Source organism: Streptomyces sp. NPDC060031 (assembly GCF_042736805.1).
Classification (GTDB): Bacteria; Actinomycetota; Actinomycetes; order Streptomycetales; family Streptomycetaceae; genus Streptomyces.
The window spans coordinates 16,311-35,870 of record NZ_JBHWVM010000013.1 but is presented as its reverse complement, the minus strand read 5'-3'; the positions used below and the strand labels follow the sequence as shown (position 1 = coordinate 35,870).

Here is a 19,560-nt window from a genome sequence, read left to right as displayed (position 1 = left end):
GTTGCGCTATGCGCTGGCCGCCGTCCGGAAGTGGTGCCGGGGCTTCGCCGAGGTGATCGTCGTCACTCCGCGCACGGGAGCGGCCGCCGTACGGCGGGCCGCCGGCGGAGGTGTACGCCTGGAGGTGGGCCCGGACTACCGCGACGACTACCTGGGCCAGCAGGTGAGCAAACTGCACGCGGACGAGTTCACCGCCGCCGACCTCATCTGCCACATCGACTCGGACATGATCTTCTCCCGTCCCGTGTCCCCCGCCGACCTGCTCGTCGACGGTCGGCCCTGGATCGTCCGCCGAGCCGTTGCCGAGCTCGGCCGGCATCGGCCCTGGCTCGCTCCGACGGAGAGCTTCCTGGGCCGTACGGTGGCGTTCGACTTCATGCAGCAGCCGCCGTTCACCTTTCCGCGCCGGCTGTACCCAGAACTGCGCGCCCTGTGCCTGGAGCGCCATGGAATTCCGCTCGACCGGTACGTGGCGGGCCGCCCGCCGCGCGGATTCTCCGAATTCAACGTGCTCGGCGCGCACGCCCACGCGGCCCACCGCCCGTCCTTCACCTGGTACGACGCGAAGAGCGCTGACGCGCCCCCGCTGCTCTGCCGTTGGTACTGGAGCAGAGCCGGTATCGACTCTGGGCTGCGGCAGGAACTGGACCTCGTCGTCCGCGAGCCGCCCACGGCTGAGCCATTCGGCCGGGACCGGTCGGGGTAGTCGAGTGGTGGGGACACCCGGTGGGTGCCAGCCTGGCAGACACGCCATGTCACGAGGCCGTACGGAGAGGTGCCCGAGGTGGAGCAGACACAGCTGACGCTCGACGAGGTGCTGGATCACCTCAAGAACAGGCCGGCGACGACGAGCACCTATCGCGTGGCGGAGGGCGTGATCGACGCCCTTCCGCTCACCGAGGCGCCTCACATGCGGGTGATGAATGACGCGGAGACACAGGAGCTGGCCGACTACCTCGGTACCCCCGCGAGCTCGCTCCAGGGGACGCTGAAGGTGTTCGACGCCCAGTGCTCCTCCTGCGAGCGCCGCGTCACCTTCCTCGATTTCGCCAAATCGGCGGTCGACCTCGGCAGACACTCCAAGGATGGCCTACGGGACGTACTGACCGGCAGGAACGGGGCCTGGCTCACCATCCGCGGCCGCGACGGCGGCCGTCCGGTGCACTGCGCGCAGTGCGGCAGCGACGTTCCCCGCGTGAAGATGAACGGCTCGTACTCCGAGTACTCGTCAAGCTCGTACGCGTACGCCTGAGGGAGTCCTCCGCCCGGTTCACGCCGAGCTCGTCACGGTGGGGAAGGAGCCCCTGATGGACGACCAGGCGGTCGATGTCAGCAAACTCGAGCCGGGGCAGAGGCCCTCCCTGCTCTCGCCACCGACCCTGGCCCAGTCCTACCGGTGCGCCACGACGGTCACCGTCTTCGGCTTCCTTCCCCTCGCGAAGGTGGACATCGAGATCGACGGGTCCGTCCTCATCAGCGAGGAGGCCGGACCTTCCGAATCGGGCGGGGCGACGCTCCCCCTCCCTGTCCAGTTGGCGGCCGGTCAGGTGATTCGGGCCCGCCAGCGGCATGGAGGCCGGACGAGCGAGTGGTCGCAGCCCCTCGACCAGTTCAACAGCTCGCGCTCGCTTCATGTGAGGCCGGTCCCCCGTTCACGCCGAGTACCAGCTCAGTGGCCGGGCGTGCGGCTCTCCTTGCCAGGATCCCGTTGGAGATCAACGAGTACCAGGAGTGTTCTCCACCGTTTCCCTGTCTGTCGCTGCTGAGTTCAGGAGCCTTCGATCGGGCCGGCCCGATCCCATCCAGGCGCCCGCACGTCGATCGTGAGACCTCCCGACCCGACTTCCTCACCGCAGGTCCGGCACGTCGACGTGAGATCGAGGTCGTGCTCGGCGTCGTGCTCGGAGCCGGGCCCGCCGCGATGCCGGAAGGCGACCGGCGGAGTGTCCACCGCCCAGCGATCGCCCCAGACCAGCAGCGCGCGCATCACCGGTGCGAGATCGCGGCCGGCCTCCGTGAGGTGGTATTCGAAGCGCAACGGGCGCTCGCTGTAGGCGCGGCGCTCGACCACGCCCGCCTCTTCCAGTGCGCGCAGTCTGGCGGCGAGGCGGTCGCGGGGGGCGCCGGTGTTGCGGACGATCTGGTCGAAGCGCTGGTTGCCGTAGAAGATCTCGCGGATCGCCAGGAGGGCCCAGCGTTCGCCGACGAGTTGCAGCGCGGCGGCCACGGAGCACGGCCGACCGGGCACTTCGGGGTGCGGAACCGAGTTCTCGCCCTGCTTCGCGTTCGAGGTCACGTCCCCATCCTCTCTCGAGTCCGTTGTGTTTTCAAACCCACACGGCTAGCCTCCGATCCATGATAGTTGGAGTTTCAAACCCACAAAGGGCGTCCCGAGCCGTGTTCGCGACGGTCGCGGCCGCGGTCTTCATGTCGAACCTCGACCTCTTCATCGTCAACGCGGCCCTCCCGGAGATCGGCCGCTCTTTCGGCGGCAGCGGCCTCGGCTCCCTCTCCTGGGTCCTCAACGGCTACGCGATCGTCTTCGCGGCGCTCCTCGTAGTCGCCGGCCGCGTCGCCGACCGCTCCGGCCACAAGCCCGTCTTCCTGACCGGATTGGCGGTGTTCACCCTCGCCTCGGTCGGCTGCGCACTCGCTCCCAACGTCGGGATGCTGGTCGCGGCACGGCTCGTGCAGGCCGCCGGCGCTGCGCTGCTGATGCCGACGTCGCTCGCGCTGCTGCTCGACACGACCGCGCCCGAGAAGCGCGCCGGGGCGGTGCGGGCCTGGGCGTCGATCGGCGGGATCGCCGCCGGACTCGGACCGGTGGTCGGCGGGCTGCTGGTCGAGGCCGGATGGCCCTGGGTGTTCATCGTCAACGTGCCGGTGGGGATCGCGGCGTTCGCGCTCGGCGTCAAGGTGCTGCCGTCGCCCGGACGCGCCGGGGCGGAGAAGAGTCCGCTGCCCGACCTGTTCGGCGCCGCCCTTCTCACCGGATCGATCGCAACGCTCGCGCTCAGCCTGGTCAAGGCTCCTGACTGGGGTTGGACGAGCGCCGGCACCCTCGGCGGCCTGGCTGCCGCGGTGCTGCTCGGCGTCTGGTTCGTCCTGCGCTCGGCCCGCCACCCCGTGCCGATCGTCGAGCTGCCGCTGCTCCGGGTTCCGGCGTTCGCATCCGCCGCGGCCGCCCTGACGCTGTTCACCGTCGCGTTCGCCGGAATGCTGCTCGGCGCGGTGCTGTGGTGCCAGGGTGTGTGGGGCTACTCGGCTCTGCGCACCGGCCTCGCCATCGCGCCGGGACCATTGCTGGTACCGCCGGTCGCGTTGCGGATCGGGCCCGCCGTCGCCAGATTCGGTGCGGGCCGCATCGCGCTGGCGGGAACCGTCCTGTTCGCGGCCGGCATCCTGTGGTGGGCCGCGACGCTCGACACCGGCTCGGCCTACGTGGCCTCGCTCCTGCCCGGCATGATGCTGACCGGCCTCGGCGTCGGCATGACCCTCCCGGTCCTGACCGGGGCGTCGGCGGCCGCCCTGCCGCCGGCCCGCTTCGCCACCGGCTCGGCCATCACCTCGATGGGCCGCCAGATCGGCGCGGTCCTCGGCGTCGCGATCCTGGTCGGCATCCTCGGCACCCCGGCCCCCGGACACGCTGTCGCCGCGTTCCAGCACGGCTGGTACGCGGTCGCCGTGGCGTCCCTGCTCGCCGCGTGCGCGACGGTCCCCCTCCTCCGCAAGCCGCGACCGGCCGCCGCCAAGGCGGCCGAGGCCGCGAAGGCCACGAAGGCCGGCGTCGCCTGAGAAGCGCGTCCCGTCCGTCGATGGACGGACGGGACTCACACTCGCCCGAAGGGCCTCTGAAGGGCCGCGCTCTCAGGAGCGCGGCACCCGCGAACCCGGATCAGCTCGCACGCGGAGCGGCCATGCCCCTGCCGTGCCGAGGCAGCACCTTGCCGTCCCGAACCAGCTCCCCATAAGTCGCCCGGTCGACAGGCTCGGCCAGAATGAAGTCGAGCAACCGCGCGGCAGCCTCCGCAGGCGTCGAGGCATGGCTGAAGTCCTCGAACCAGGGCCGGTGGCCCAAGGTACCGAGCACCGAGGACCACTCGCGCTTGCGCATCCCGGTCAGCAGCGCCAGCACGGCCGCCGCCCGGCCCCGATGCGGGCACTTGTCGGCGTTCGCGTGAAAGTACCCAGCTCGGTACACGGCTACGTACCCAGCACGCTGAACACCAAGGCACTGGGGTCGCCCGATAAGTAGCCAGTCCCGAGACAGTGGCAACAGGCCAGTTCCCTATCACGCGCCAGCGTGTCGAAGGGCCAGGCGCTCCCTGGTGGTTGGCGTGGTGTCTGCCCTCGCGCCACTCAGGTTGGCGGCGCACGGAGGCCGACCACGGGGGCGAAGGAGCGCGGAAAAGGCCGTCAAGGCCCGGGTCCGGCGGCAGCCGGACTTCCGCGATCGGCGCAGTAATGCCTGCCGCCTACCCACCCTGGCTGCCGGCTGGCCCCGGCGAAGGCAGCTCCACGAGGCGCTCAGCGGCAACATGGCCACGTCACCCCTGTGGCGACCCTCCGCAGTCCGGGGCCGCTGAATGCGCTGGTCCTCCCAGAGCATCCGTGTGGCCGCCCGGAGCCCGGGCGGCCACAACGTTCAGGAAAGCGTGCCCGGTGCCTGCGACCCCGGCTGAAATTGGTCGAAGTCGATGACGATCTCATAGCGCTCGCCCATCGACATCCTCGACGTGATGGGCGGCCCTGCCGTGTAGGTGGCGACAGCGTTGCCCGCAGCGTCAACCACGCGGATGGAGGCCGGGACGGTGGGACCGCCGGTTGCCTTCAACGCGTAGGTGCCATCCTTTTCCTCCAACGCGAGCGTCGCGTTCTCCGCCTCCGTGACCTCGCTCGGGATGATCAGGTTGTCCGCGGTCTCTTCAGGCACGATTACTCCTTGTATCGGGTGTTGATCACTCCGCACACGCTACCCAGTAGCTGAGGACGTAACCATGCCTGCTCCGCCTGAGCCCTTGACCGGGGACAGCAGGCCTTGGGGCGGAGCCCAGCGCGCAGCGCAGCGCCCGAAGGGCGCCCTTGATGGCTGCCACTGTCCCGCACTCTGACGACGCGGTGAACCCGGCACCTCCACCGCCTCAAGGCCCGCGAAGGCCGGGTACGTAGCCGTGTACCTGACTGGGCACGTTCGGGTGTAAGCCGACAGCACCAGCCCCGGAACGAAGAACGGGTACTGCTCCAGCGCCAGGTGCCGGACCTGCAGCTGACGCACCAGCCCGGTGCCGTAGTGCTTCGTCATCCCGCGATGAGTTCTTAGCATCAGAGGGCAAGTATTCGCCCCTCCGCCGTGCGAGCGGCTACAAAGAACCGGACCGAACCAGGCCCGGGGACACGGATGCTGCGATCCGTCGTCGATCGGAGTTATGTCGAAGGCGGTGGATTTGTCGTGCGCCAGTGCAGCAAGCGCCAGTGCAGCAAGATCGAACCGGCTGCGGTGGAACATCCTCCAGGGAGCCCGAGTTCTGATCTCCTCCCCCTGACGGATTCCGTCGTGCTGAAACCCGTGTCGTTTTCCGTGGAGGATGCCTCGGTGGAGGAGTACCAACTCCTCGTCTCTGCCGTCCGGTCCAGAGCAGCGGAGGCTCCGTGGCTTCCCGGAAGGGTGGGGTGGGGGGAGGGAAGTGTTGTGCGGTACCTCCCCATGAACATTCAGCAGAGAGGCTTGTTCATCGAGCTCTACGCCGCGCTCCTCTCGCAGGACTCGGACATTCGTATCATCGGGTTCCGCAACACGTTCGAGAATGGGCATGCCCCGCCGGAAGCACTCTTTCGCCACGTGCGGGACTCGGCCGCGCCACCGGGAATCCCCCGAACGGCAGCCCTGCCGTTCGGCGGAGGCCGCTCTGCCCTCGAGGCGGCGGCCGATGCCCGGCGGACGACCCTTCCCCTGGGACGCCGCCCCATGATCAATGCCGTCATCTGGCTGCACCGGAACAGCGATCCGAAGTGCACCGCACGCGGGATTCTCGTGCTTTCGGAGATGCTCTCCGCGGCTGCCCGTTCCCCCCGGCTGGCAGACGATGTGTCACGCATCTGGATGACCGGCGGACCCCTGTCGACGGCGACATGGGCAGCCGCGTGACCAGCGGGCGATCAGTTCTTCGCATCGGGTCCGGAAAATAATTCAAACATGCGCCAATCCAAGGACGTTGGCGCCTCGAATAAGCAGCGAGATCCTCTCCGGAAGATCATTCAACCCCATACGACCTGCGATTCCCGCCCCGGGGATGCACGGAACAGGAGTGAATGTGATAGCAAAGCGCGCTGGTCGCCGTCTCGTGCTGCTGGCAACAGTGCCCGCGGCCGTGTTCCTGACGCTGGGCCTTTCAGGCCCAGCTCTCGCTGAGGGTGGGAAGGCTTACCAGATCGACCTGGCGCAGCTGAACGACTCCGGTTCCCGGGGCACCGTCATGCTCAGCCTCAAGGGCAACCAGCTGACCGTGCAAATAGAGTCCGAGGGCATGGTGCCCGGACAGCCGTCGGCCCAGCATCTGCACGGTTCGACCAAGGGTCACGACTTCCACTGCCCGAATGCCAGTGACGACACCGACGGCGACGGAGTCCTCAGCAACACCGAGGCCACCGTCGACTACGGCGACATCAACATCTCGCTCACCACGTCCGGGGACACCAAGGCGGCCAGCGGGCTCGCCGTAGAGCGCATGCCCATCGCCGACAAGCAGGGCAAGGTCTCGTACGAGCGGACGATCACCGTCGGCCAGGATGTGGTCGACCACATCAAGGACCTGCACGTCGTACAGCACGGCATCGACCGCAACAACAACGACAAGTACGACTTCGACGGCGCCGGCAAGAGCGAGCTCGACCCGAAGCTGCCCCAGGAGGCCACGGCACCGACCAACTGCGGAGAGGTCAAGGGCGCGGCCGTGGGCTCCATTCCGGTCGGCGGCATCGAGACCGGCGGCGGTTCTCCGCAGAGCGTGACGCTGCCGCTCGGGATGGCGGCCGGGGTGACAGCCGTCGCGTACGCGGCAACGGCGGGCGCGATCGGCGTTGCGCGGAGGCGGGCCGCCGTGGTCCCCGGCCGTACGGAGACCTCCGGGGGCGCCGCGTGACGTACACCCGCGCCTCCGCTCCTGCGGTGTCCGCCGTGCGGCCCCGCCGCCGCCGGACCGCAGGCCCCCTTGCCGCCGCCCTGGCCGCGCTGCTCCTCGCGGGGTGCGCCGGCCATGACGCGGGGGCGCCCCCCGTCCCTCAGGGGCAGGCCCAGCAGAGCGGGACACCCGCCGCCGACGGCGCCGGAAGCGCTCCTGCCGGGAAGGCGTCCACCGGCGGCCACGACATGGCGTCCGAGGGCGGGGCGCAGAGCGGTACGGGCCGGGCCGAGCCCGTCCTCGCCCGGTCGGAGCCGCAGAAGATCACGATTCCGTCACTCGGTCTTTCCAGTTCCCTGGAGACGTTGCGGCTGAATCAGGACGGAACCATGCAGACCCCGAAGGACCCCGCTCTCGCGGGCTGGTACGAGCCAGGGCCGACCCCCGGCTCGCAGGGGCCGGCCGTGATCGCAGGCCATGTCACATGGAACGGCGCTTCTGCCGTGTTCGAGAAGCTGAAGACGCTGAAGGCCGGTGACACCATCAAGGTGACGCGACAGGACAGAAAGACGGTCACGTTCACGGTGGACCGGGTCGCCGAATATCCGAAGGCCGAGTTCCCCACGCTCGAGGTCTACAAGAATCTCGATCACGCGGGCCTTCGCCTGGTCACCTGCGGCGGCGACTTCGACCCGAAGAAGCACTACTACGACAGCAACGTGGTCGTGTTCGCCCGCATGACGGGGACCGCGTAACCAGGACAGAGGGCGACGGGAAGGCCATCTGTCAGCCCCAGGATCGTACTGATCACGCATCGGCTCCTGTGCGCTGCGACAGCGCCCCCGCCCTCTGAACCTTGCGGCTTCAATGGTCGTAGCGGTCGGCGTCGCTCCCGGCTTCGGGGGCCGGGACGGCCGTCGATCGTTGGAGGTGAGCAGGTTCCCTGCTGCGTCACGGCGACCGCCCGACGTTCCCCGGATACCCCCGAGCGTCCGCTTTCACCCGGCTCCCCGGCCATCCGCCTGGACACGACGACATGGCGGTGGCCCCCCCCCATGGTTAAATGGGGGGGGGCCCCCGCCCCACCGCCCTCCAATACTCCGTGGGGGGGGGCCCCCCCCTGTTTTTTAGGGGGGGGGCCCCCCCCGCCACGCAGTCTCAGAACCGACGGTCACCGTCCACAGCATGGTGACGCCCCTTCCGCGCAGTTGTCCGGCCGAGCCTTGACCGGACCCGCCGCACGGCTCCCTGCCCGGGGTACCGCGATCCCTCAGACTATCGAGACACATCGTGAATCCGGGGCGGCCCGAGCGGCGGCGCACCAGGATGGTCGCCCGCCAGGCAGTCCGCCTCGGGCAAGAAGGAGCGACGTATTGATCACCATGGATGTCCAGCGCAGCGACAGCTCAGTCATGGTCAGCGCCAATGGGAGACTCACCGAGGATGCCGGCAGTGCACTCCAGCAGGCACTCGCCGAGGTCACTGCCGGTGCGCGAGACCTCATGATCGATCTGCACGGCGTCGTGTCCATGGACGCCGACGGCCTGCTCCACCTCCTCGACCTGCACAGGCGCGCGGAGTGTCTGGGCCTGCGCGTACTGGCCGTCGGCTGGCAGTCCCAGCCCCAGCAGCTCATGGCAACGGTCGCCGGTATTCGCGGCCCGGGCTCAGCCATCGGAGAGCGGTACGCGGTGGCGAGCTTCCGACGCCTGCTCCAGGAACGGGCACAACGCGCTCGGGACATCGTGGATTTCGGACCCGAGCGAGTGGGCCACTTCTAAGCTGCGGTGTCGCCGGGCTGGGCACGGGGAGCGCGCTGAGCTGCTGGTGCAGCTCGGGGTGGTGGCGGTGACGGGCTGCCGAATCTGCGGCTGCCCCGGGTGGTCAGCTGAGACGCGGGTGGCGGCCGAGAGCTGAGCGGGACCGGCCGCGCCAGGTAAACGGCAGCAGAGCCCCGATACGGCAACAGGGCCCGGACCGCGCTCGCGGTCCGGGCCCTGCCCCGTGCGGTGCCGCCCTGCGGCGGCGGTGCGTCAGCTCTGTGCGGTGTCGTCGCGCGCCTGCCCGGCGCCCTCAGCTGCGCCTGCCTTCTCGCGCATCTTGCGCACCAGCTCCGCCTTCTGGTCGGCTGCACCCTGGCGGTCGAGGTTGCGGTGCGGACCGTTGTTCTGCCGTTCGGCGCGGGACAGCCTCTTGCGCTTGCCTCCGCCCTGGCCCACGGGGTTGTTGATGTTCTTGCTCACGGTCACGGGTTCTCCCGGTAATGATGTGAAGTGATCTACGGATTCATCGGTGGGGGACGGGCGGCGACGTCGAAGGACGTCCGCAGGGGCCCATCACGCTCTCACTCGTAAATCGGTGTCTGGAAGAACATGACAAAGACGTTACCCGGTTCCGTCGACCCCGCACACCAACCTTTTCGCCGCCCCGGCGTCGGCCGGGCCTTCGGTGAGCGCCCGGGGTCAGCCGTTTCCTTCCGAGCACCGCCAGCACCCGCCGGTGGACGCCGCCCGCCCGGGGCAGGTCCCGATGGGCGTTACTGGGCCGCCGCGGGCGTTGCCAGTGGTCGCGAGCACACTGACGGCATGAGAAATCATCTCACTTGCGCCCCGCCGCTAGGAACTACCTTAGACGAGTCGATTCCGGCCTCGACGAGCGCGCGGGCCCCTTGCGGCAGGGACGGGAGTCGGACGAGCCAGGGCTCGTGCCCTCAGCGCTCGTCGTCCGGATCGTCGTCGACGTCGTCGACGACGCGCAGGCCCAGGGGTTCCAGGAATTGCGGCATCAGCGCCATCTGCTCAACGAGCGTGGTCCGCTTCTGCCCGCCGCCCTTGGCCATGCCGGAAGTGACGGTGGGAGGGCCGGGCAGGAAGAGAGTGCTGTCCAGCACATCGGCACCTGTGCCCTGCCTGTCCGGCGGTACGTTGCGCTCCATTGCTCCCCTTCGTCGTGGCGGCCGCCTATGGCGGCTCCGCGTCAGTGTGTCATCCGGTACTGACAGCGGGACGGGGCGGGTCGGGTCAAGTCCCTGCTTAGGCGCAGACGATGTTCTCGGCCTGGGAGCCCTTCTGTCCCTGGGCGACGTCGAAGGTGACCGGCTCCCCCTCGGTGTGTTGACCGCACCAACTCGAGTGTTTGTGCAGCTCAGGGCATGTTTCGGACGAAAAAGATGCCGACCAGAATCATCACGAGCAGGCTCATCGCGCCGGCGAGCGGGAACTCCTGGAGCACGCCGAAGAGCTGTGCCTCGGGCGTGGTCGCGTTGCCGAGGTTTCCCTGCTCCTTCAGGCGCATGGCCGTACCGCCGAAGATGGCGAACCAGACCAGGCTCACGGTACTGGGCACCAGGATGACGCCGCCGACGAACTGACGGATCGTGCGGCCCCGGCTGATGCGGGCAATGAACATGCCGACGAACGGCGTCCAGGAGATCCACCAGGCCCAGTAGAAGACCGTCCAGCTGCTCAGCCAGTCGGCGACATCACCGCTGCCGGTGGACGCCTCGGTGCGGCCGATCAGCTGGGGCAGCTCGTCGAAGTACGCGGCGAGGGAGGCGGGGATCAGGTCGAGGACCAGGATGGTGGGGCCGACGATGAACACGAAGACCGCGAGGATGACGGCCAGCACCATGTTGATGTGCCTCGGCGTGCTTCTTCCCGAGGAGCGGGACGAAGACGGCGCTGATCGTCTGCCGCCTGCGGCGCCGGAAGGTGCTGTACGCGATGGCCAGGCCGACCACCGCGTAGATGGCCCACGGGTGCAGCGTCCAGTGGAAGAGCGTGGTGGCGAGCGCCGTCTGCATGGCGTCCGCCGGGTCGGCGGGGTCGGTGCCCGGCGGCGGATTGGTGTAGTGCGCGAGGGGTTCGCTGACGCCGTAGAACATCAAGCCGATGCCCATGCCGGCGCTGAACATCATGGCGACCCAGGACACGGTGCTGAACTCCGGCTTCTCATGCTCCTGGCCCAGCTCGATCCGTCCGTACCGGCTGATGGCGAGCCAGAGTGCGAAGACGACGAACCCCGAGGCGACCAAGACGAACGCCCAACCCCCTTTGTGCATCAGTCCGTTCAGCATGGCGTCGAAACGCTCTCCAGCGCGCTGGTGGCCGTGGCGCCCCAGATCACGAAGCCCGAGGTCAGCACGGCCGTCACGCCGAAGACCACCCGGTCGGTGACGGGCGCCTCGTCCTCGTGCGGGTGGCGACCGGGCAGGGCCGCCTTCACGGGCAGCCGCGGCTTTTTTCCCCGTTTACGTTACTCCTGAGACACAGGCGCACCTTTCGCGATCATGGCCCGATTTGGCTTCTGATATCCCGTACCACGGCGCGCGCACCTGTCCCGGCATCAACGGGCGTCGCGGGCGCCCTTCCATGCGGTGATAGGCCGCACGGGTGTCGAGGAGGAGCGGTACGAGAGCTCGCTGCGGCGAGTGAGCGCACGGTTCACCGGACCGCTCTGGGCCACGGACTGGACCAACCTGGCCGCCGAGTACCGCGAGGCTTTGCCCGCCCGCGTGCGAGACCTGATCCTCCGCGATTTGGATCACGGCTGCTGATCTGTGTGGGTGGGTTTCGCAGCCGTGGGCGAGGCGGCGGTGCATGAGCCGGCCGAGGGTTCATTCGACGACCCAGTGGCGGGGTCGGACGGTGAAGCCGCGGGTGTGGGGGCGCGGTGGACGCGGGCGAGGACGAGAACCGTGTCGTCGGTCGGCGGGGCGGACAGTAGATTCGTGAGGATGCGGTCCGCCATTGCTTCCAACGACCCTGGGTCTCTGCCCAGTTCGGCACGCAGTGCTTCCAGGCCGGCGTCGATGTCCCGGCCGCGTGCCTCGATGAGGCCGTCGGTGTACAGGGCGAGGGTCGCGTTGTCGGGGAGGTCGATCTCGATCGTCCGGAATGGGCAGCCGCCGACGCCGAGGGGGACTCCGAGGACGTCGTCGATGGTCTGCACTGTGCCTTCTGGCCGGAGTACCAGGGGAGGAGGGTGGCCGGCGCTGGCGATGCGGGCGCGTCCGCTGTTCGGGTCGTAGACGATGTACAGGCACGTAGCCAGCTCGATGTCGGCCTCCTGGGCGCACGCGTCGAGCTCAGTGAGCAGGTCGTCGGGCTCACTGTCGTGCCTGGCCAGAGCCTTGGTGGTGATGCGAAGGCGGCCCATGGCCGCGGCGGCCGACACCCCGTGCCCCATCACGTCGCCCACCACGAGAACGACCCGGCCGTCGGGCAAGTTGATCACGTCGTACCAGTCGCCGCCGACCTCGGTGACCCGGCTGCCGGGCACGTACCGGTGGGCCACGTCCACGTACGGGCTGGTCGCCAACGCGCTGGGCAGCAACGCCCGCTGCAGTGTGAGGGCGATGTCCTGGACACGGCTGTACAGACGGGCGTTGTCCAGACAGATCGCAGCACGTGAGGCGAGCTCACCGGCAAGGCTGACATCGTCTTGGGTGAAGGCCGGCCGCCCCGCGGACCGGCCGAACATGGCGATTCCCTGGACGGTGCCCCTGGCGATGAGCGGGGCGACGAGGACGCAGGCCACCCCGCTCTCGGCCATGAGCCGTGCGCGCGACTCGATGAGGACGGTCCGGGCCAGGAACTCCTCGTTCACCACCGCGGAGATGGCCCGCCCGGTTTGCAGCATGTCGTGGATGACGGAGCCGGGCGGGTACCGCACCGTCTCGACTCCGCTCACGAGTTCGGTGGCCGGAGGGGGCAGGATCGTCCCTGATGCGATCCGGCGGGTGATCAGCGCCCGCGCCGGATCAAAATCCTCCCCGTTGTCCATCCACTCCACGACTTCGACCACTGCGCCATCGCAGAAATCCGGCATCGCCGCGTCGACCAGCTCCTGGGCCGTGAGGTTCACGTCCAGGGTGGTCCCGATCCGAGTGGAGGCCCCATCCAGCAGAGCCAGCCTTCGACGGCTGGCCGTGGCTTCCAGGATGGCCTGTTCCCGGTCCGTCACATCCACCATCAGCCCCCCCACTCCGGGGCGCGAGCCGACGGCCTGGCTGAGGGGGAAGAGGCTCACAGACCGCACTTGGTCACGGTCCGGATACCCCCGCGGGCGCATGCCGACCAGCGTCCCCACGACCGGCGCTCCGCCCAGGGCGACGTCGCGGAGCATGCGCTGGTACTCGCCGCCGTCGGACATGATCATGACTTCGTCCATGCGCCGCCCGAGGTGCGCCTCGATCGGAAGGCCGTCCATATCGGCAAGCGCCTGGTTGAGGTGGACGTACCGCAGGTCCGGGTCGAGCATGACCAGACCGATGGGGCAGGTCTCGAAGAGGGCGTCGAGGAACGCGAGGTTGGTCTTGACCCGATCGAGTTCGTCACTACGGCTCGCCAGGATCATCACCACCGAAGGTCCTCCGGCTCCGGTCACGGAGAAGACCCGGAAGCCGCAGTCAAAGACCGTGCCGTCACGATGCCGTGCCGTCAGCCGGCCCCTCCAATAGCCCTGGGTCCGGCCTCGCTCCGTCAGCCGGGCGCACGATTCGGATGAGCTCTGGGGCCCGTCGGCGAAGAGAACGGCGCCGGGCTTCGACAGGACGGCGGTGAAGTCGTACCCGAACAGCTCCTGCGCGCCGGGCCCCCAGTAACAGACGAGATCTCGGTCATCTATGCCGAAGACGGCCACGGGCACGTGCTCCAGCAGTGTCCCCGGCTCGGACCAGAACGGGCCGTGAGCCTGCTCGCCCCCCGGCCGCGCCGATGACACTGGAAATCCCCTTCCGCCCGCCGTTCTATTCATCCATTATGCGGATCCCCTGGGCGATGCGCGGCTGGAAGTGAACCGTGGCGAGGACGGTGCCGTCGGCGTCGAGCAGCTGGGCGCCGGTCGCGGGTCCGCGGAAACCGGGGCGCCTCAGTGGCCGTGGCCGACATGTACACCCAGCCCGGCGCTGCCGGCGAGGCGTAGAGTCGGCCCACCTCGTGGCCGCCTGCGACGAGGGCTACCTGGAGCACAGCCAGTTGTCGTCGACGCGCCGTGCCGACGTCCCAGCCACCGAAAGCGGACGCGATGTCCAGGGCGACCTGGCGGCCGCGAGCCGCAGGTGTAGGTGTAGGTGTAAGCGGGGGTACGGCGCCGGCCGGGGCGGGCTTGCCGGCGGCCGCACCCGACACCGCTTCTCTGCCCGTCTGCCCGTCTGCCCGTCTGCCCGTCACACCCTTCGTCAAGCGCATCTCCCGACGTGGCGGCGTCCGATGACAGACGGCGCCAACGGGGACCCACGGACGAAGACGTTCCCGCGGCGCCAGGCACCGTGGCGAGCAGGGTCCCAGCCCGGGGATGGGGAGCCTGGCATCCCGGATGGGAGCGTTCCTGGGCGCAGGCGCCGGCACCTTCGAGCCAGGCGGTCAGCCGTCGCTCTCCTTCTCGAGGACGGCATCGGGGCACAGTCCGAGCCGCCGCTACTCGGCCGGGCGGCTGACGGGGCCATTTTCGAGGGTGAGCACCTGGTCCGTGGCGGTCAGGCCGGCAGACGGGCAAGCTGGCATGGCAGACGACCCGCAGATCGCAGTTGCCGCTGACGGTGTGAGAAGCGGGTTCAACCAGTAATACCCGCAGTAGAGAGAGACGCTGACGGGCCACCGGACTGTCGGGCCCCGAGAGCCCCTCGTGGTGCAATTGGCCAGTCCGGTGCCGCCTCGGCGCGGGTCTTCGCGTATCCGGGACGAAGTCCCGGCGGCATCGAGCAGTAAGGGGTCGCTGTGACCGCAGGAGAGCCGGACGGCGGGCAGGCCTCTCGTCCCGCCGTGAGTGAAAGCCGCCGGGGCAGGGCCATGACTTTGGCGGGCACGCTGGAGGCGGCGGAGGCCGCGGCGCCCGTGGAATCGCTCGACGTGGTCGCGCGCATGCTCAAGGACCACCTCGGGGCCGCATCGGTGTCGTTCCTGATCACTGACTTCACCGGCGGTTCAGTCGTACGGCTGGGGGCCGCGGACAGCGTCGAGACCGATGAGCCGGCCCGGCGCATCTCGCTGCGCGGCACCCTGTACGACGACGTGATCCGCAGCCAGCAGCCGAAGGTGGCGCACCAAGGCGAAAGCCGGCTGGTGCGGGTCGTCGCCCCGGTGACCAACCGCGGGGACGCCATCGGACTCCTCGAACTGTTCCTGCCCGCGCCGCCGGACGCGGCGGTGATGCGGGAGATCGGCGAAACCGCGCACGCGCTTGCGTACATCGTCATCGCGAACCGGTCCCACACCGATGTGTACCAGTGGGGCCGCCGCACCAAGCCGCTGAGCCTGGCCGCAGAGATCCAGCACCGGCTACTGCCGGCGTCGCTGGCGTGCGAGGCGGCACAGTTCGCGGTAGCCGGAGCGCTGGAACCCGCCGACCACGTGGGGGGCGACACCTTCGACTACGTGATCGACCGGGACACCGTCCAGCTCTCGGTGACCGACGCCATGGGCCACGACGTCGACGCCGCACTGCTCGCCACCCTGGTGGTGGGCGCCCTGCGGCGGGCGCGGCGGGCGGGCGCCGACCTCGCGGAACAGGCCCGCCAGGCCGACCAGGCCATGCACGATCACGGCCGCGAGGGCTACGTCACCGGTCAGCTGCTGCGCATCAGCCTGCTCGACGGCCGGACCGAATTCGTCAACGCCGGACACCCCTGGCCACTGCGGATGCGCGACGGGAAGGTCCAAGAGATCATTCCGAAAGTCGACCGGCCGTTCGGCCTCAATGTCCAGGCATCACAGGCCAACACCTACAGGGTGCAGACCCTGGACCTGCAGACGGGTGACCGGCTGGTGATGCTGACGGACGGCATGCTGGAGCGCAACGCCGAGAATCTCGACCTGTCGGACCTGATCATCCGCACCCGCGCACTGCATCCCCGCGAAGCCGCCCGCACCCTCATCGGAGCGATCATCGACGCCGGCAAGGGTCACCTGGACGACGACGCGACCGTCATGTGCCTGGACTGGCACGGCGTCGCCAACTCCCAGCGTGACGCCGCAACCGGCGCCAACCTCACCGACGCCTCACAACCGTCAAGGACGGGACCACCCGCTCCCCAGCGATGACTCCGGGCGTGCAGGGCAGGGGACACCGCCCGGCAACCGGGCCTATCCCGGCTCGCGCCAACCAGTTCCTTTCCGCCCGCCGCGTGGTGGAGGCGCGGCCACGGGACCGGGCGAAGGTCTTTCTACCGGCCTCGCAAGGTCGGAGTCCGTCCGTGCCCTTGCCGGCGCGGGTGAGGCCGAGCACTCCACGGTCGGCATCGTCCTCGGCGCCCTCTCCCTGCCCGTGAGCCGTTCCTGTCCGCCGCCCAGCGCCGCGCCGGACGCGAACTCGGCTCCGCCTCCGCGGTCGCGGACTCCAAACAACCCTGCTGTGCACCTACCTCTCCGCCGTCCTGCTCCTCGGTCTGCTCGCCAACAGCCTCTTCGGCTGGTCCTGGGCCGACCCCGTTGCCGCCCTCGTTGGTGCTGAAGACGATCGTCTACGTCGACCACGAGAAGGTCACCGCGACCAGCGAGATAGTCGACACCGGCGAGATCACGGTCTTCGCCGGGCCTGGCTACCTGATCACCGTGCGCCACGGCAGCGCCCCGTCGCTGGACGGCGTACGCCAGCAGCTCCAGGACGACCCGCAGCAGCTCGGGTGCGGTCCCGCGGGCGTCCTCCACGCGGTCGCGGACATGGTCGTGGACCGCTACGTCGAAATGGCTGACGCGTTCGCCGGTGACGTCGACACCCTGGAGAGCGAGGTCTTCTCCCCCGCCCGGCCCGTCGACGCCGGACGCATCTACCAGCTCAAACGCGGACTCCTGGAATTCAAGCGCGCTGTCATGCCGCTGGCGTCAGCTTTGCAGCGCCTCAGCGAGGGCACTATCCCGCAGATCCCGAAGGAGATGGCCAGCTACTTCCGGGATGTCGCCGACCACCACCAGCGGGTCAGCGAGCAGATCCTGTCCTTCGATGAACTGATCGGCAGCGCGCCTTGGGTCCACCTCGGCGCGGGCGGCGGGGGCGGTGTCGCCATCGGCGACGCTGCTGATCGTCGCGCTGATGCTGTTGGGGATGCTGCCGAGGTACCGGCGGATGGCCGAGGAGAGCCCGCACGGGTCGGTGGCGATGCTCGAGACTCGCTGATGGGGTGGTGTGGCACTGCGGCCCGGGTGTGATGCTGACGCACCCGGGGCCCGCCTATGGGCGGTAGATCATCTCGAGCAGGAACGCCATGATCAGAACCCAGACCCCGATCCCGATCAGCCACCACCAGCCGGCGACTGCTCCCGCAGCGGCCAAGACGGCCGCGGCAAGGGTGAGGGTGAGGATCCTGCGCCGCATCTGACGTTCCGGCGTAGACGTCATCTGGCCAGCCTCTCGGTCTTGCCCGTCCAGGGGCGGCTGCACACGGGAATGGGGTCAGCCGCCGACGTGGATGCCGGGACGGCGATCGGGGTCGGGTTCGTGACTGCGGATGATCTCGCGGGTGACCGGAGCGGTGTCGCCGCGGCCCAGGAGGAAGTAGCGGACCATGTGGACCAGCGGGCTGCCCTCGGCCCAGGCGAAGTAGCAGTGCGGCTGGACCGTGGTGGCGTTGCGAAGGGCCAGCAGGATGGCGGCGATGGCGTTCGGTGCCGCCGGGGCGTCGGCGCGCAGGATCCGGTACCCGTCGACTTCGACGCCGTGGACGGTGAGGGTGTCGCTGAAGTCGGAGGGGTCGACCACGTCGATCTCCAGGAACAGTACGTCGGCGTGACCGGGCACGGGGTTGACGCCGCGCTGTTCTCGTTCCTTGGCGCTGTACTCGTCGAGGTCGCCGGCCTGGCGGCGGTTGGCGATGATGTTGATGGCGCCGTCGTGGGCGATGGTGTCGTCGATGAACCGGCGAGCGTCTTCGTCGAAGACGATGCGGTCGGCGCGCAGTTCGGTGGTGCGTGAGACGCGGGAGATCAGCGACACGATGATGATTCCGGCGATGAAGAAGGCGGAAATGAGGATGCCGTCGGGCTTGTCGATGATGTTGGCGACCAGGGCGTAGAGCAGGACCGCGGTAAGCAGGGCGAAGCCGACGGTGGGTACGCGCCGGCGGTGGCGTGCGACGGAGACGGTGACGGCGAAGGCGCCGGAGACCATCATGGCCAGGATGCCGGTGGCGTAGGCGCCGGCCTGTTCGTCGACGTCGGCGTTGAAGGCGATCGTGATCAGGATGCACAGGGCCGTGTAGACGATCACGACGGGGCGGACGGCGCGTCCCCATTCGGGGGCCATGCCGTAGTCGGGCAGGTAGCGGGGGACGATGTTGACCAGCCCGGCCATGGCGGAGGCGCCGGCGAACCAGAGGATGAGGATGGTGCTGATGTCGTAGACGGTGCCGAACGCCTCCCCCACCTGCTCGTGCGCCAGGTATGCGAGCGCGCGGCCGTTGGCCGCGCCGCCGGGTTCGAACTGCTCATGCGGGATGAGGAGGGTGGTGACGAAGCTCGCCGCCAGCAGGTAGACGCTCATGATGAGGGCGGCGGTGGTCAGCAGGCGTCGGGTGTTGCGGATCCGCGAGCGCAGCCGCTGCTCAGGGTCTGCGCCTTCGGCTGCGATGAGCGGCATCATGCTCACGCCGGTCTCGAAGCCCGACAGGCCCAGCACCAGCAGCGGGAACGCCAGGAGCGCTGGGCCCATGAGGTCGCCGAAGCCGCCTCCGCCCTCGACCAGGGCGTCCGTCCACGCCGACCACGCACCGGGGGTGGTGAACACGTGGACCAAGCCCACTGCGATGACGACCGCGTTCAGGACGAGGAAGACCGCGACCAGGGGGATGGCCACGCTGACGGCTTCGCTGAACCCCAGCAGGAACACCCCGCCCAGAACCAGGAGCAGCGCCACCGTCAGGGCGACCTCGTGGCCGTGCAGCACTTCGGGGAAGAAGGGATTCTCCACCACGTGCACGGAAGCGTCCGCCGTGGACAGGGTGATCGTGATGATCCAGGAGGTGGCGACGAAGCCGAGCAGGACCAGCACGAACAGCTTGCCCCACCAAAACGGCAGCAGGTCCTCCAGCATCGCCACCGACCCGGCGCCATGCGGGCTCTCCTTTGCGACCCGCCGGTACATCGGCAGCATCCCGAACAGGGTCAGTGCCACGATCAGCAGCGTCGCCAAAGGGGAGACGGCCCCGGCAGCGAGGGCCGCGATCGCGGGCACGTAGGCCAGGCTGGAGAAGTAGTCCACCCCGGTCAGGCACATCACCTTCCACCAGGCGTGCGGCTCGGCATGCGCCTCACCCGCTGCCGGCCCCACCGGCTGGACCCGGTGCCGCAGCATCCACAGCGCCACCTTGCCCGTGGGCTGCGCCCGCAACGCGGGGCTGTCGACCACCTCCGGCATCACCGGCTCGCTCGCTTGCTTCATGTCCCTCCCCCATCAACCTTTCCCGGCCTGCCAGCGCATTCCGCGCGACGGTGCCGCACGACGATCATCG

At 69.2% G+C, this 19,560-nt stretch carries 18 protein-coding genes and 2 pseudogenes; 11 read left to right on the top strand and 9 right to left on the bottom strand.

Going from position 1 to position 19,560, the window contains the following annotated elements:
* The first annotated feature begins 1 nt into the window (after position 1).
* Complete coding sequence (locus ACFWB8_RS08280) at positions 2-706, top strand: hypothetical protein (protein WP_385223687.1); 705 nt, start codon at positions 2-4, stop codon at positions 704-706.
* A gap of 78 nt (positions 707-784) precedes the next feature.
* Positions 785-1,252, top strand: coding sequence for a hypothetical protein (locus ACFWB8_RS08275; RefSeq protein ID WP_385223686.1), 468 nt, complete (start codon positions 785-787; stop codon positions 1,250-1,252).
* Positions 1,253-1,768: 516 nt separating this feature from the next.
* Here ACFWB8_RS08275 and ACFWB8_RS08270 read toward each other — a convergent pair.
* Positions 1,769-2,296 (bottom strand): winged helix-turn-helix transcriptional regulator, encoded by a 528-nt coding sequence (locus ACFWB8_RS08270; RefSeq protein ID WP_385223685.1) that lies wholly within the window; start codon positions 2,294-2,296, stop codon positions 1,769-1,771.
* Positions 2,297-2,397: 101 nt separating this feature from the next.
* On the opposite strand from ACFWB8_RS08270, the gene ACFWB8_RS08265 reads away from it, so the two are divergent.
* Positions 2,398-3,795: an MFS transporter gene (locus tag ACFWB8_RS08265; RefSeq protein WP_385223684.1), complete on the top strand. Its 1,398-nt coding sequence runs from the start codon at positions 2,398-2,400 to the stop codon at positions 3,793-3,795.
* Positions 3,796-3,895: 100 nt separating this feature from the next.
* Here ACFWB8_RS08265 and ACFWB8_RS08260 read toward each other — a convergent pair whose 3' ends face one another.
* Both ACFWB8_RS08260 and ACFWB8_RS08255 read right to left on the bottom strand, forming a co-directional pair.
* The gene (locus ACFWB8_RS08260) at positions 3,896-4,135 is read right to left on the bottom strand and encodes a hypothetical protein (RefSeq protein ID WP_385223683.1); all 240 of its coding nucleotides are present in this window, start codon (positions 4,133-4,135) and stop codon (positions 3,896-3,898) included.
* A 510-nt stretch (positions 4,136-4,645) separates the two neighbouring features.
* The gene (locus tag ACFWB8_RS08255) at positions 4,646-4,933 is read right to left on the bottom strand and encodes a hypothetical protein (protein ID WP_385223682.1); all 288 of its coding nucleotides are present in this window, start codon (positions 4,931-4,933) and stop codon (positions 4,646-4,648) included.
* Positions 4,934-5,704: 771 nt separating this feature from the next.
* Here ACFWB8_RS08255 and ACFWB8_RS08250 point away from each other — a divergent pair.
* From ACFWB8_RS08250 to ACFWB8_RS08235, 4 genes are all read left to right on the top strand, one after another.
* On the top strand, positions 5,705-6,145 hold the full coding sequence (locus tag ACFWB8_RS08250) for a ribosome-inactivating family protein (protein ID WP_385223681.1): 441 nt from the start codon (positions 5,705-5,707) through the stop codon (positions 6,143-6,145).
* A 166-nt stretch (positions 6,146-6,311) separates the two neighbouring features.
* On the top strand, positions 6,312-7,139 hold the full coding sequence (locus ACFWB8_RS08245) for a hypothetical protein (protein WP_385223680.1): 828 nt from the start codon (positions 6,312-6,314) through the stop codon (positions 7,137-7,139).
* Positions 7,136-7,873 carry a class F sortase gene (locus ACFWB8_RS08240; protein ID WP_385223679.1) on the top strand — a complete coding sequence of 246 codons (738 nt, stop codon included), beginning with the start codon at positions 7,136-7,138 and terminating at the stop codon, positions 7,871-7,873. Before ACFWB8_RS08245 ends, ACFWB8_RS08240 begins: the two co-directional genes overlap by 4 nt.
* Before the next feature lie 627 nt (positions 7,874-8,500).
* Positions 8,501-8,899, top strand: coding sequence for an STAS domain-containing protein (locus ACFWB8_RS08235; protein ID WP_385223767.1), 399 nt, complete (start codon positions 8,501-8,503; stop codon positions 8,897-8,899).
* A 252-nt stretch (positions 8,900-9,151) separates the two neighbouring features.
* Here ACFWB8_RS08235 and ACFWB8_RS08230 read toward each other — a convergent pair whose 3' ends face one another.
* From ACFWB8_RS08230 to ACFWB8_RS08220, 3 genes and pseudogenes are all read right to left on the bottom strand, one after another.
* Positions 9,152-9,367 carry a DUF6243 family protein gene (locus ACFWB8_RS08230; protein ID WP_385223678.1) on the bottom strand — a complete coding sequence of 72 codons (216 nt, stop codon included), beginning with the start codon at positions 9,365-9,367 and terminating at the stop codon, positions 9,152-9,154.
* Between the two features lie 461 nt (positions 9,368-9,828).
* Positions 9,829-10,053 (bottom strand): hypothetical protein, encoded by a 225-nt coding sequence (locus ACFWB8_RS08225; RefSeq protein ID WP_385223677.1) that lies wholly within the window; start codon positions 10,051-10,053, stop codon positions 9,829-9,831.
* Between the two features lie 224 nt (positions 10,054-10,277).
* Positions 10,278-11,348: pseudogene (locus tag ACFWB8_RS08220) on the bottom strand (BCCT family transporter); the annotation flags it as partial.
* A gap of 145 nt (positions 11,349-11,493) precedes the next feature.
* Here ACFWB8_RS08220 and ACFWB8_RS08215 point away from each other — a divergent pair.
* A complete protein-coding gene (locus tag ACFWB8_RS08215; RefSeq protein ID WP_385223676.1) occupies positions 11,494-11,673 on the top strand; it encodes a hypothetical protein in 180 nt (59 codons plus the stop codon).
* Here the strand turns inward: ACFWB8_RS08215 and ACFWB8_RS08210 are convergent.
* A complete protein-coding gene (locus tag ACFWB8_RS08210; RefSeq protein WP_385223675.1) occupies positions 11,661-13,841 on the bottom strand; it encodes a SpoIIE family protein phosphatase in 2,181 nt (726 codons plus the stop codon). The two genes, ACFWB8_RS08215 and ACFWB8_RS08210, sit on opposite strands and share 13 nt — an antisense overlap.
* A 1,067-nt stretch (positions 13,842-14,908) precedes the next feature.
* Here ACFWB8_RS08210 and ACFWB8_RS08205 point away from each other — a divergent pair.
* The 3 genes and pseudogenes from ACFWB8_RS08205 (at position 14,909) to ACFWB8_RS08195 (ending at position 17,263) form a co-directional block, all read left to right on the top strand.
* Positions 14,909-16,159: a PP2C family protein-serine/threonine phosphatase gene (locus tag ACFWB8_RS08205; RefSeq protein WP_385223674.1), complete on the top strand. Its 1,251-nt coding sequence runs from the start codon at positions 14,909-14,911 to the stop codon at positions 16,157-16,159.
* 142 nt (positions 16,160-16,301) lie between these two features.
* A pseudogene (locus ACFWB8_RS08200) lies at positions 16,302-16,560 on the top strand (cation transporter); the annotation flags it as partial.
* A gap of 1 nt (position 16,561) precedes the next feature.
* Positions 16,562-17,263: a CorA family divalent cation transporter gene (locus ACFWB8_RS08195; protein ID WP_385223673.1), complete on the top strand. Its 702-nt coding sequence runs from the start codon at positions 16,562-16,564 to the stop codon at positions 17,261-17,263.
* A 22-nt stretch (positions 17,264-17,285) separates the two neighbouring features.
* Here the strand turns inward: ACFWB8_RS08195 and ACFWB8_RS08190 are convergent, their stop codons facing one another.
* Together ACFWB8_RS08190 and ACFWB8_RS08185 are read right to left on the bottom strand one after the other, a co-directional pair.
* Positions 17,286-17,453: a hypothetical protein gene (locus ACFWB8_RS08190; protein ID WP_385223672.1), complete on the bottom strand. Its 168-nt coding sequence runs from the start codon at positions 17,451-17,453 to the stop codon at positions 17,286-17,288.
* Between the two features lie 54 nt (positions 17,454-17,507).
* The gene (locus ACFWB8_RS08185; protein WP_385223766.1) at positions 17,508-19,466 is read right to left on the bottom strand and encodes an amino acid transporter; all 1,959 of its coding nucleotides are present in this window, start codon (positions 19,464-19,466) and stop codon (positions 17,508-17,510) included.
* Positions 19,467-19,560: the final 94 nt, after the last annotated feature.

Excerpts from the sequence above, each read along its gene's own strand:
- ACFWB8_RS08185 (WP_385223766.1), bottom strand. The coding sequence starts at position 19,466 with ATGCCGGAGGTGGTCGACAGCCCCGCGTTGCGGGCGCAGCCCACGGGC.
- ACFWB8_RS08235 (WP_385223767.1), top strand. The coding sequence starts at position 8,501 with ATGGATGTCCAGCGCAGCGACAGCTCAGTCATGGTCAGCGCCAATGGG.
- ACFWB8_RS08190 (WP_385223672.1), bottom strand. The coding sequence starts at position 17,453 with ATGACGTCTACGCCGGAACGTCAGATGCGGCGCAGGATCCTCACCCTC.
- ACFWB8_RS08205 (WP_385223674.1), top strand. The coding sequence starts at position 14,909 with ATGACTTTGGCGGGCACGCTGGAGGCGGCGGAGGCCGCGGCGCCCGTG.
- ACFWB8_RS08225 (WP_385223677.1), bottom strand. The coding sequence starts at position 10,053 with ATGGAGCGCAACGTACCGCCGGACAGGCAGGGCACAGGTGCCGATGTG.
- ACFWB8_RS08250 (WP_385223681.1), top strand. The coding sequence starts at position 5,705 with ATGAACATTCAGCAGAGAGGCTTGTTCATCGAGCTCTACGCCGCGCTC.